Here is a 10,867-nt window from a genome sequence, read left to right as displayed (position 1 = left end):
GGCCTCGTGATGCTCGTCATTTGGCCCGGCACCCCAGTGCTAGCGTGAGCATCAGGGACCATTTGTTGGGCTCACACTAGGCGGCCGGCTCCGAGGGGACGAAGGGGAGCGGGACGACTTCGGCCTGAAGGTGTCTCCCGCCGGCCTCCACGGTCAGGCTCGTCCCGGGCTCGGCTGCCTCCCGCCGCAGCATGGCCAGGGCCACGGGCGTGCCGCGGGCCGGGGAGCGGACGGCGCTGGTGATCCACCCGACCTCTGCCTCCCCCCTGCGCACACGGCTCCCCCGGGCCGGCAGGTCTTCCCCCCGGAGGCCCAGGCCCGTGAGGCGCCGGTTCACGTGGCCCCGGAAGTGGATCCGGGCCACCGTTTCCTGACCGATGTAGCAGCCCTTGTCGAAGGAGATCGCAGTCGCCTCCAACCCCGCCTCCTGCGGGAGGGTGTTCTCGTCGAAGTCCAGGCCGTACCAGGGCGTGCCGGCCTCGACCCGGACCGCCTCGAAGGGGGCGTGCCCGGCGGGGCGTCCTCCCACCACCTTGACCGCGTCCAGGAGCCGCTGCGCCACGCTGGCCGCCGCCTCGGCCGGGACCAGCACATCGAACCCTGGGACCCCGAGGAAGGGGGTCGCCACCACCCGCAGGGTGGCCTCCCCCATGGTCATCTCCGCGTGGTGGTGCGGAGCCAGGTCCGGGGAGGGAGTCCCGGCAGCCCGGGCGAGCGCCTCCGACGATTTGGGGCCGTAGCAGCCCAGAACGGCGATCTCCCCGCTGGCGTCGGTCACCTTGACGTCGTCGGCGATGATGAACCGCTCGAGGGTCTGGGCCACGCGGGCGCGGCAGGAGGCCTCGCACAGCAACAGCAGGGTGTCGTCCAGGGCCAGCACCCGGAGATCCCCCAGGACCTTTCCCTGAGGGGAGCAGAGGGCGGCGTACAGCCCGCCGCCCGGGGCGAGACCGTTCACGTCGTTCGTGATCATCCCGTTCAGGAACCGGACACGGTCGGCCCCCGTCAATCGGAGGAGACCCGCCGTGGTCCGATCCAGAAGGCCGGCCGCCTCGCGCAGCGCCCGGTACTCGGCCGCAGGGTCGCCGAAGTGCTCGGGAAGCCGGACCCCGGCCACCTCGGTGAAGGCGGCAGGACTCAGGATTGCCGTGAGCGGCGAGTGCCGGTCCATCACTTCCCGCTCCCGCCGGCGCCGCGCGCCCGGGTAACTTGCTCCAGCTCCCCCGCGAAGTTGGCGGCGATGTCGTCCTTGGTGATAACCCGGTTGCAGCGATCGTGCAGCGGCTTCGTCCGCTTCCAGTCGGCGTGGGTGGTATAGCCCAGCAGGGGAAGATCGGCCGTCGCGCCCTCGCGCAGGCGGGCGAGCACCCCCTCCGCCGCCGGCGCCGTCAGGTCCACGAGGAGGACGCCGGGTCCGACCCCCGCCACCTTGGCCATCAGGTCCGCCTCCGTCCGGGCCACGACCAGGGGCCGCCCCAGGCCGGCGCAGATGGCTCCCACCTTGGTCGAGAAAAACAGATCCGGGATGAAGGCGAGCACCGTCTCGCGGGGTAGATCGTCCGGCATGCCTGCGCTCCGTCGGGGCGTCCGGTCGGCGGGGGGCGGCGCTACTGCTCCGCCCAGTACCGGGCGTACTCTTCCAGGTAGGTGAGGGTCTCCAAACTCTTCATCCGGTCCAGGAAGACGATGCCCTGGATGTGGTCGTACTCGTGCTGGATCACCCGCGCGAAGAAGTCGGTGGCCGTGAAGTCCAGGCGCTCTCCCCGCCGGTCGAGGGCCTCGACCCGGACCTCCCGGTGCCGGGAGACCCTCCCCCGCAACCCCGGGATGCTCAGGCACCCTTCCCAGTCCTCGCCCATGGCGTCCCCCAGAGGGGTCACCACCGGGTTGACCAGCACCGTAAGGGGGACCCCGGGCTTCCCCTCCTCGCCCTTCTGGGCTTCGACGGCGAAGACCTGGAGCCCCTCGTGGACCTGGGGTGCGGCCAACCCGACCCCCGCGTACTCCCGCATGGTCTCGATGAGGTCATCCACGAACCGCTGGAAGTCCCGGGAGCGAAGGGTGTCCTTGGGGACGGAGGCGGCCCGCCGCCGCAGGATCGGGTGTCCGAGGTGTGCCACCTTCAGAATCGCCATCGCCACTCCGTCCGGCCGGACCCGCTTCCCCGGCACCTACGGGTGATTATACACCAGGCAGGGCCGGTTGCACCTCCTGCCCGTCCATTTCATGGGAAAGTCAGGGTCGGTGCCCCGCTGATGCGCGTACTCCTCCCCAGGAATGAAATCGCCTCCGGGCCGAATGTCGGCGCGGAAGGCGTCGGGAGTGCCCGGCCGACTGAAGAACCCGGGGAAGGCGAGAATGCCCTGAAAGGACCGCATTCGGGCAGAATGTCTCCTCTGGAGCCCCTTCCAGTTGGCGGCGAGGGTGCCCCCGGCTGGATTTCGCGCTCTAGTACCGGTGGCTCATTTGGTACGGATGTTGCTTTGCCCTTGAGGCGAACCGAAGGAGGCAGCCCATGGGGCGGCGTGGAGACCGGCGGTATCCCCGGATTGAAGTCTACCTGCCTGCCCGCTGTACCGTCCTCGCGCCGGGCATGCCCGAGACCCGTCTCGAGGGGAAAACGCGGCAGGTGAGTTTCGGCGGGGCGATGCTCTTGCTCCGGACTCCGCTCCCCGTCCAGACTCAGCTGCTGGTCCGCCTGGGGGATGGGCCAGAGCTGCGAAGCCGTGTGGTCTGGATCGGGAAGGCCAGCCGGACCGATCTCGGGAGCGTCTTCGGGCATGGGATCGCCTTCGCGGGAGACCTGGAGGGCCCGGCCCTCCAGATCATGCTCAAGAACCGGCGCCAGCAGCGCCACCGCCGGCTCCCCGCCCGGTTCCAGGTGGCCTACGACCATGGGGAGACCTCGGGGACGGGAACCTGTCTTAATCTGAGCCAAGGCGGGATGTTCATCCATACCCTGGCTCCGGTCCGCCCGGGGCAGGATCTCCGCCTCCGGCTGACCCCACCCGAGCCATTGAGTTCCTTCTCGCTCCCGGGCCAGGTCATCTGGAACAATCCCGTCAAGAGCGTCAGCGACTTCGCCGCCGGGATGGGGGTGCGATTCGCGGAGCTGGGCCCGATCGAGGTCGAGCAGCTCGCCACCCTGGGCGATGCGCTCCGGGGAGGCTCCGCCCATCCCGGGAAAGCCCCCCTCTTGACTCGATGATTCCCCGAAAACTCCTGCCGCGCTAGGTTCGCCAGTCAACCTCCGATCGCGATCGAGGGCGTGCGCCGGCTCGGGCCTTTCCACCGCCGCCACTCGATCCCCGGCTCGTCTTCGCCTGCCCCGTCCCGGGAGATCCCCGTCGCCTCTCCCACCCCCGACGATTTTGCCGTTGACTTTGCGAGAGCACCGCGATAGAGAAGGGGAGGTTGGGCGCGGCCCGATGGGCCGCGATTCTTTTGCCCCCTGCCCGAGATGCTCATGGATATTCCCCGTCTAAAGGCGATCGCGCGGGAGCTCCGGGTGGACGTGATCCGGATGCTGGCGGAGGCCGGTTCCGGCCATCCGGGCGGTTCCCTCTCGGCCGCCGACATCGTGACGGTTCTCTTCTTCGAGAAGATGCGCCACCGGCCGGCCCAGCCGGATTGGCCCGATCGGGACCGCTTCGTCCTCAGCAAGGGCCATTGCGTGCCCATCCTTTACGCGGCCCTGGCCAAGGGCGGCTACTTCCCCCCGGAGGAACTGCTGACCCTCCGGAAGCTGAACTCGCGTCTGCAGGGCCATCCCGATCGGATCCGCTTCCCCTACGTGGAGGCTGCCACCGGCTCCCTGGGGCAGGGGCTGTCACTCGCGTTAGGAATGGCGCTCGCCCTCCGGCTGGACGGGCGGCCGAGCCGCGTCTACTGCATGATCAGCGATGGCGAGTCGGAGTCCGGGCAGATCTGGGAGGCCGCGCTGGCCGCGCCGAAGTTCAAGACCGACAACCTGACCGTCGTCCTGGACTACAACAAGGTCCAGCTCTCGGGGCACGTGAAGACCATCATGGACCTGGATCCCCTCCCCGAGAAGTGGCGGGCCTTCCGCTGGCACGTCCTGGAGATCGACGGGCACGACTATGCCGCGATCGGCAAGGCGCTGGAGGAAGCGACCGCCACCACCGGGAAGCCCACGATCATCGTCGCCCACACCGTGAAGGGGAAAGGCGTCTCCTTCATGGAGGACAAGTGGGAATGGCACGGGAAGGCCCCCAACCGGGAGGAGGCGGAGCGGGCCATCCAGGAGCTGCTGGCGACCCCGGTCTGAGCGCGGAGGAGGCATGGCAAAGGCAACCCGCCTCGCCTTCGGCGAGGCCCTGGCACGGCTCGGCGGGGAGCACCTCGAGGTGGTGGTCCTGGACGCGGACCTGAGCAAGTCCACCATGACGGAACTCTTTGCCAAGAAGTACCCGGAGCGCTTCTTCGAGATGGGCATCGCCGAGGGGAACATGGTGGGGGTGGCGGCCGGGATGGCGCTCGCGGGGAAGGTCCCCTTCTGCTGCTCCTTCGCCTGCTTCGTCGCCGGGCGCTTCGAGCAGATCCGGATGTCGGTCGGCTACAACCGGGCCAACGTCCGGATCGTCGGGACCCATGCCGGCATCGGCATCGGCGAGGACGGCTACAGCCAGATGGCCACCGAGGACATCGCCTGCATGCGGAGCATCCCGAACATGGCGGTCGTCCAGCCGGCCGACGCGGTAGAGACGGAGCGGGCGGTGGAGTACCTCGTCCGGCACCGGGGCCCCGCCTTCCTCCGCCTGACCCGGCAGAAGCTGGAGGACGTGAACGGCCCCGACTACCGATTCGAGTTCGGGCGCGGGGTGATCCTCCGCGAGGGCGGGGACGTCACGGTCGTGGCGACGGGCGGGGTCGTGGGGGAGGCGCTGAAAGCGGCGGGGGCGCTCGCCGCACGAGGCGTGGCGGCCCGCGTGGTCAACATCCATACCATCAAGCCGCTGGACGAGGACGTGGTCCTGGACTCTGCCCGGCGGACCCGGGGGCTCGTCACGGTGGAGGACCACGGCATCCACGGGGGCCTCGGGAGCGCCGTGGCCGAGGTGGCGGCCCAGGCGGCCGTGGGGCCGGTCCGGCGGATCGGGGTCCGGGACTTCGCGGAGTCGGGGGACCCCGCCGGGCTGTACCGCAAGTACGGTCTCTCGGCCGAGCACATCGTGGCCGAGGCCGAGAAGCTCCTCCGGTAGCCGCCCCCCACCAGATCGGCCCCACCGCGTCCATGACACACCCGAGCGAGTTCCGGTTCTGCCCCCGCTGCGGGGCGGGGCTCGCCCCGCGGCGCCTGAAGGCCGGGGAGCCCGAGCGGCTTGCCTGCGCGGGGTGCGGGTTCATCTTTTTCTTCGACCCCAAGCTGGCCGCGGGGACCATCTGCCCCCTGGACGGGGGGATCGTCCTGGTCCGCCGGTCGATCGAGCCGGGCTACGGGAAGTGGGTCCTCCCCGGCGGCTACGTCGACCGGGGGGAGGCGGTGGCGGCGGCCGCGATCCGGGAGACGCGGGAGGAGGCGAGCCTGGAGGTGGCCGTCCGGGAGCTGGTCAACGTCTACTCCTATCCCGACAACCCGGTCGTGGTGGTGGTGTACCTCGTGCAGGTCCTGGGAGGAGAACTCCGGGCTGGGGACGAGGCGCTGGAGGCGCGGATCTTCCCGCCGGGCGCGATCCCCTGGGACGAGCTGGCTTTCCCGAGCACGGCGGAGGCACTCCGCGACTACCTCGGGCGCTTCGGGACGTGAGGGGCGGCGGATGACTCCCTTCGCCGGCAAGGTGGCCCTCATCACCGGAGGCTCGCGGGGGATCGGCCGGGCGACCGCGCACCTGCTGGCGGCCCGCGGGGCGGACGTGGCCTTCACGTACCGGCGGCAGGAGGGGGCGGCGAGCGAGGTGGCGGAGGCAATCCGGCGGCTGGGACGCCGGGTGCTCTCCATCCCGGCGGACCTGACCGACATGGAGGCGGTCCGCCGGGTCTTCGCCGGGGTCCGGGAGACCTTCGGGGTCCTGGATTTCTTCATCGCGAATGCCGCCGCGACCGCCTTCAAGCCCCTGCTGGAGGTGAAGGAGCACAACGTGGACAAGACCTTCGCCATCACGGTGAAGGGCTTCCTGGTGGCGGCGCAGGAGGCGGTCCCCCTGATGGGGGGGCGCCGGGGGCGCATCGTGGCCGTCTCGGGGATTGACTCCCTCGGGTGTCTCCCCCGCCACGGGACGCTGGGGGCGGCGAAGGCGGCCATGGAGGTGCTGACCCGCTATCTGGCGGCCGAGCTGGCCCCCCGGGGGATCAGCGTGAACGCCGTGAACCCGGGGCTGGTGGAGACCGACTCGTCCAGGCTCTATGCGGGGGACGGCTACGAGGCCTGGAAGGCGCAGGTCGTCCAGGCCACGCCGAAAGGGCGGGTGGGGACCCCGGAGGACATCGCGAAGGTGATCGCGTTTCTCTGCTCGGAGGAGGCGGAGTGGATCTGCGGGCAGACCATCGTGGTAGACGGCGGCCTGACCCTGACCGCCCCCTCCCCGGCCGAGTGAGGCGCCCGTGAGCCCCGATCCCATCACCAAGGGCGCGAAGATCCTCATCGTCGAGGACAACTACTTCTTCATCGAGCTGCTGCGGGAGACGCTGGGAGGGCTGGGGTGTCAGGTCTTCGTCGCGCGGGGCGGCGTCGAGGCCCTGGATCTGGCCTGGGAACACCAGCCGGACCTGATCCTCCTGGACGTCATCCTCCCGGAGGAGGACGGGTTTGCGGTGGCGCAGATCCTGCGGGGCAACGAGCGGACGAAGGCGATCCCACTCATCTTCGTCACGGCCCGGGTGGACCTGGACGATCGAAAGCGGGGGGTGAGCCTGGGAGCGGTGGATTACATCACCAAGCCGCTCAACCCGTCGGATGTCCAGATGCGGGTCCGGCGCGCCCTCCTCCGGTTGCAGCTCCCCTCCCTGGAAACCCGCCTCGCCCTCACGCCGAAGGCCCGGGAGGTCCTGGCCGGCCGGCGCCTCGCCCCCGAGCTGCACGAGAAGCTCCAGCTCTTCGACGGGCGGCATACCCTCGAGTCCATCCTGGCCGCCCGCGAGGACGATGTGGAGCTGCTCGAGTTCGCCGTCCGGCTGGTGCAGACGGGGATGGCAGCAGTCGTGGGGGAGGGCCCGGCGGGAGAGGCGGAGGCGGGCGGAATCAGTTGAGCAAGGCCTGGTGCATCCGGAGAGCGCGGACCTGCTCCTTCACTCTGTCCGCATCCTCCGGCGCCGGGGTCAGCTTCAGGTAGCGGGTCAGCTCGCGGATGGCCTCCTCGGTCCGCTGCATCTGGGCGAGGAGGAGGCCCCGGTCCCGGATCTCTCGCACGGAGTCGGGCGTCAGGAGCAGGGTCCGCTCGACACAGGAGAGGGCTTTGGCGTACTGCCGGGTGGCCGAGTAGACCCCCTTCAAGTTCGCGAGCATCCGGGCCAGGATGGCCTTGGTCCCGGCGGCGCGGAGCAACTCCCGCGAGAAGCGGGCCCGTCCTGCCGTCGCCTGGTCGAGGAGCTTCTGGCAGTCGGCCTCCGTGAGGATCGCCCCCCGGTTGAACGGGTCCAGGACGATCTCCTCTCCCCCCGAGGCGACCTTCACCAGAAAATGGCCCGGGAACCCTACCCCCGAGATCGGCAGCCCGCCGTGGCGGGCGACGGCCATGTAGACGGTGGAGAGGGAGATCGGGATGCCGGTGCGCCGGTCCAGGACCTCGTTCAGGTAGGAATTTCGGGGATCGTAGTACTCTTCCAGGTTCCCGGCGAAGCCCAGCTCGTCGAACAGATAGTGGTTCAGGGTCTCCAGGGCCGACGCGGCGGAACGCACGTCGCGCGTCCGGCGGCGGAGTTCCTCTCCCATTCGGGCCAGCAGCGTCAGGTAGGCGGCCATGTCCAGGTCGGGGTACTCCTCCGCCGCGATGAGGAGGGCCGCCTCCGCCAGGTCAATCTCCCCTTCGGGCCGCCCGACGAGGGCGGTGAAGCGCGAGCGGCCTTCCGCCTGCCGGCTCACCGGCGCCTCCTGCCGCCGCTGAGGCCGCGGGTCCCGTCGGTCGCCGCTCGCCAGAGTCCCTCGGTGGTCTGCCCCGCCAGGCCCGGCACCACGAGGTCGGCGAAGCCGAGCGCCTCGGCGGGGTAGGAGTTGGTCACGGCCACGCAGGGCATGCCGGCCGCCTGCGCCGCCTCGACCCCGGCCATGGAGTCCTCGACGGCGAGGCACTGGGACGGCGCGATTGGGGGGAGGGGCCGGGGGGGCGCTCCGTTGAGGCGATCCAGGGCCGTCCGGTAGATCTCGGGGTCCGGCTTCATCCGGCTGATCTCGTCGGCGCTCACGATGGCGGTGAAGCAGGACGTCAGGCCTGCTCGCCGCAGGGCGGCCTCGATCTCGTCCCGGTGCGCCCCGGAGGCGATGGCCAGGCGGACCCGGCCCGCCCCCGCCCGGAGGAAGTCCACGACGCCGGGGAAGAAGCGGTATCCCTCCCGCATCCGGGCCTGGTAGCGGGTCCCCTTCCGCCGGATGAGGTCCGCGAGGGCCGCCTCCGTCACGGGGCGGCCCATCCCCCGGAGGGCCAGGGTGAAGCACCCCCGGTCGTCCTGGGCCAGGTAGTCGCGCCGGTACTCCTCCTCCGTGAGCCGGTACCCCTCCTCAGCCAGCACCTCCTGCAATACCGCGCAGTGGATCGGCTCGTCGTCCAGGATGACGCCGTTGAAATCCAGGATGACGGCGCGCGGCCCGCTCACCAGGGGATCTCCTCCGTGCCGGCCCGCCGGCTGGCGAGCCGGGCCAGGACGAAGAGCAAGTCGGAGAGGCGGTTGACGTAAGTGAGGAGCAGGGGGGAAACGGCCATCGTGGCCGCGAGCGCCACGATCCGCCGCTCCGCCCGCCGGCAGACTGTCCGGGCCAGGTGCAGGACCGCCCCCACGGGACTCCCGCCCGGCAGGATGAATTGCTTGAGCGGCGGCAGCTCCGCTTCCGCCCGGTCGATCAGGGCTTCGAGCTCGGCCACCCGGGCCTCGGTGAGGCGGGTCTTCTCCTTCCGGGGCTTCACGCCCCACTTGGGGTCGGCAAGCTGCGCCCCGACGGCGAAGAGGTCCCGCTGCAGGTCCTGGAGGATCCCGCGAAGCTCCGCGTCGGTGGTGTTGGCCGCGGCGACCCCCAGGAGCGCGCTCGTCTCGTCCACGGCTCCGTAGGCTTCCACGCGGGGGTCCGCCTTGCTCACGCGGGTCCCGTCGAAGAGGCCCGTCTCCCCCTTGTCGCCGGTCCGGGTGTAGATCTTCACGGCTACCTTCCGGTGGCGCCGCCGCGCCGCTGCCAGCGGGCGTAGGCGCGACACCGGCTCCTGAAGGGGCAGGCCTCGCAGCGCGGGGCCCGGGCGGTGCAGACGAGCGCGCCGAAGTCCATCAGGGCCTGGTTGAAGGCCCAGCCCTCTCCCGGCGGGATGAGCGATGCCGCTAGTCTCTCCAGGCGGGCGACCGTGCGGCTCGGGGAGGAGGGTCGCCGGGCCAGGAAGAGGCGGCTCAGGACCCGGGTACCGTTGGTGTCCAGTGCCGGGACCGGCTCCCCGAAGGCGAAAGCCAGGAGCGCCCCGCTCGTGTAGCGTCCCACGCCCGGGAGGTTTTCGGCTTCCTCGCGCGTTCGGGGGAAGCGCCCGCCCCGCTCCCGGACCAGGGCCCGGGCGGCGGCCTGGAGGTTGCGCGCCCGGGCATAGTAGCCGAGACCGTCCCAGGCCTCCCGGACCCGGGCCGGGGGGGCCGCGGCCAGGGCCTCCACCGTGGGGTAGCGCCGCAGGAAGCGGGGGTAGTACGCGAGAACCCGCGGAACCTGCGTCTGCTGGAGCATGACCTCCGAGACCAGGATCCGGTAGGGATCGCGGGTCCTCCGCCAGGGCAAGTCGCGCCCGTGCCGCGCGAACCAGCGGAGGAGCCCCCGGCCGAAGGCCTTCCCCCAGGGCGGGGCGACGCCCCCCGGACGCGTCACGGGCTCTCGGGCAGGCGCCCTTCTCGCGCTATCCGCGCGACGAGGGGCCGGTCCGCCTCCAGGAAGTCGTAGGCCGGGAGCGCGGCCAGAGGAGCCCATGTGACGGCGGCGAAGTGCCGGTTCACCGGTTCACCGACGAAGGCCGGGACATGGAAAAAGCGCAACTCCACCTCGGGGCCGCCGGGGTAGGCGTGCCGGACCCGGGCCACCTCGGCCCCCACCGTCGCCCGAATCCCCAGCTCCTCCCGGAGCTCGCGGGCCAGCGCGGCGGCCGGCTCCTCTCCCGCCTCCACCTTGCCGCCGGGGAACTCCCACTTGAGGGGGAAGGCGTCGGATGCCGCCCGCTGGCAGATGAGGACCTTTCCGTCCCGAAGGATGAAGCCCGCGCTCACGCGCAGCGGATGCCCCGGCCCGTCCATCCCGCGCGAGTGTAGCGTCCGGCCCCGGGCGCTGACAAGCGGTTTCGTCCCCTTGGGACCGCGCGGCCATCTGCGAAAAGAGCGGGATAGATCCCCGAAGGGCCTAGGACTTCGTTCCTAGGATACCGGGAGGTTTTTTATGCCGAAACAGGACATTGGGCCCATTGACATCGTGGCCGGGTGATTCAGACTGTGATCCTGTCCTGCTTCGAGGACGGGTGCACCGTTCTCGGGGTGGCTGTCCGGTTCGTCCGACCGGGCGACCGATCGCGCCGCTCCGGAGTCACCTGCCGGCTCGTCGACGGGGCGGATTCGGAGGGCCTCGGGCACCATGGCCGACATCCGGTGCTTCTTCTGCAAGTCCAGGCTTCAGACGGAGCTCCCCGAGGCGGTCGAGGAGCACGTCCGGGCCTGCCGAGAGGAGCCCCCTGCCTGGCAGCGCGGC

General features: G+C 70.8%; 14 protein-coding genes. 6 read left to right on the top strand and 8 right to left on the bottom strand.

Annotation, left to right across the window (positions count from 1 at the left end):
- Positions 1-76: 76 nt before the first annotated feature.
- The 3 genes from VGT06_06445 to def are packed head-to-tail and all read right to left on the bottom strand — an operon-like array spanning position 77 to position 2,171.
- Positions 77-1,171, bottom strand: a complete 1,095-nt coding sequence (locus VGT06_06445) for an aminomethyltransferase family protein (protein HEV8662759.1) — start codon at positions 1,169-1,171, stop codon at positions 77-79.
- Positions 1,171-1,566 carry a hypothetical protein gene (locus VGT06_06440; protein ID HEV8662758.1) on the bottom strand — a complete coding sequence of 132 codons (396 nt, stop codon included), beginning with the start codon at positions 1,564-1,566 and terminating at the stop codon, positions 1,171-1,173. Before VGT06_06440 ends, VGT06_06445 begins: the two co-directional genes overlap by 1 nt.
- Before the next feature lie 41 nt (positions 1,567-1,607).
- On the bottom strand, positions 1,608-2,171 hold the full coding sequence (gene def / locus VGT06_06435; GenBank protein ID HEV8662757.1) for a peptide deformylase: 564 nt from the start codon (positions 2,169-2,171) through the stop codon (positions 1,608-1,610).
- A gap of 344 nt (positions 2,172-2,515) precedes the next feature.
- Between def and VGT06_06430 the strand changes: the two genes are divergently transcribed.
- From VGT06_06430 to VGT06_06405, 6 genes are all read left to right on the top strand, one after another.
- A complete protein-coding gene (locus tag VGT06_06430) occupies positions 2,516-3,208 on the top strand; it encodes a PilZ domain-containing protein (GenBank protein HEV8662756.1) in 693 nt (230 codons plus the stop codon).
- Between the two features lie 258 nt (positions 3,209-3,466).
- Complete coding sequence (locus VGT06_06425) at positions 3,467-4,288, top strand: transketolase (GenBank protein HEV8662755.1); 822 nt, start codon at positions 3,467-3,469, stop codon at positions 4,286-4,288.
- 13 nt (positions 4,289-4,301) lie between these two features.
- On the top strand, positions 4,302-5,222 hold the full coding sequence (locus VGT06_06420; protein ID HEV8662754.1) for a transketolase C-terminal domain-containing protein: 921 nt from the start codon (positions 4,302-4,304) through the stop codon (positions 5,220-5,222).
- A gap of 32 nt (positions 5,223-5,254) precedes the next feature.
- Positions 5,255-5,767: an NUDIX hydrolase gene (locus tag VGT06_06415; GenBank protein HEV8662753.1), complete on the top strand. Its 513-nt coding sequence runs from the start codon at positions 5,255-5,257 to the stop codon at positions 5,765-5,767.
- 10 nt (positions 5,768-5,777) lie between these two features.
- Positions 5,778-6,554, top strand: coding sequence for a glucose 1-dehydrogenase (locus VGT06_06410; GenBank protein HEV8662752.1), 777 nt, complete (start codon positions 5,778-5,780; stop codon positions 6,552-6,554).
- 7 nt (positions 6,555-6,561) lie between these two features.
- Positions 6,562-7,206, top strand: coding sequence for a response regulator (locus tag VGT06_06405; GenBank protein HEV8662751.1), 645 nt, complete (start codon positions 6,562-6,564; stop codon positions 7,204-7,206).
- Here the strand turns inward: VGT06_06405 and VGT06_06400 are convergent.
- The 5 genes from VGT06_06400 to VGT06_06380 are packed head-to-tail and all read right to left on the bottom strand — an operon-like array spanning position 7,199 to position 10,395.
- Positions 7,199-8,038: a tetratricopeptide repeat protein gene (locus VGT06_06400; protein ID HEV8662750.1), complete on the bottom strand. Its 840-nt coding sequence runs from the start codon at positions 8,036-8,038 to the stop codon at positions 7,199-7,201. The genes VGT06_06405 and VGT06_06400 overlap by 8 nt on opposite strands.
- A complete protein-coding gene (locus tag VGT06_06395) occupies positions 8,035-8,766 on the bottom strand; it encodes an HAD family phosphatase (protein ID HEV8662749.1) in 732 nt (243 codons plus the stop codon). Before VGT06_06395 ends, VGT06_06400 begins: the two co-directional genes overlap by 4 nt.
- Positions 8,763-9,305 carry a cob(I)yrinic acid a,c-diamide adenosyltransferase gene (locus VGT06_06390; GenBank protein ID HEV8662748.1) on the bottom strand — a complete coding sequence of 181 codons (543 nt, stop codon included), beginning with the start codon at positions 9,303-9,305 and terminating at the stop codon, positions 8,763-8,765. The genes VGT06_06395 and VGT06_06390 overlap by 4 nt, the downstream gene beginning before the upstream one ends.
- A 2-nt stretch (positions 9,306-9,307) precedes the next feature.
- Positions 9,308-10,003: an A/G-specific adenine glycosylase gene (locus VGT06_06385; GenBank protein HEV8662747.1), complete on the bottom strand. Its 696-nt coding sequence runs from the start codon at positions 10,001-10,003 to the stop codon at positions 9,308-9,310.
- Entirely contained in the window at positions 10,000-10,395 is a 396-nt protein-coding gene (locus tag VGT06_06380) for a (deoxy)nucleoside triphosphate pyrophosphohydrolase (GenBank protein HEV8662746.1), read from the bottom strand. Before VGT06_06380 ends, VGT06_06385 begins: the two co-directional genes overlap by 4 nt.
- Between the last annotated feature and the right edge of the window lie 472 nt (positions 10,396-10,867).

This window comes from Candidatus Methylomirabilis sp., assembly GCA_036000645.1.
Taxonomy (GTDB): domain Bacteria; phylum Methylomirabilota; class Methylomirabilia; order Methylomirabilales; family JACPAU01; genus JACPAU01.
Note: the sequence above shows the minus strand (reverse complement) of the source record. Positions and strands in the feature narration are given on the sequence as shown.

What these genes read in the sequence shown, in the direction of transcription:
- VGT06_06445 (HEV8662759.1), bottom strand. Translation starts at nt 1,171, where the DNA reads ATGGACCGGCACTCGCCGCTCACGGCAATCCTGAGTCCTGCCGCCTTC.
- VGT06_06440 (HEV8662758.1), bottom strand. Translation starts at nt 1,566, where the DNA reads ATGCCGGACGATCTACCCCGCGAGACGGTGCTCGCCTTCATCCCGGAT.
- VGT06_06430 (HEV8662756.1), top strand. Translation starts at nt 2,516, where the DNA reads ATGGGGCGGCGTGGAGACCGGCGGTATCCCCGGATTGAAGTCTACCTG.
- VGT06_06425 (HEV8662755.1), top strand. Translation starts at nt 3,467, where the DNA reads ATGGATATTCCCCGTCTAAAGGCGATCGCGCGGGAGCTCCGGGTGGAC.
- VGT06_06420 (HEV8662754.1), top strand. Translation starts at nt 4,302, where the DNA reads ATGGCAAAGGCAACCCGCCTCGCCTTCGGCGAGGCCCTGGCACGGCTC.
- VGT06_06415 (HEV8662753.1), top strand. Translation starts at nt 5,255, where the DNA reads ATGACACACCCGAGCGAGTTCCGGTTCTGCCCCCGCTGCGGGGCGGGG.
- VGT06_06410 (HEV8662752.1), top strand. Translation starts at nt 5,778, where the DNA reads ATGACTCCCTTCGCCGGCAAGGTGGCCCTCATCACCGGAGGCTCGCGG.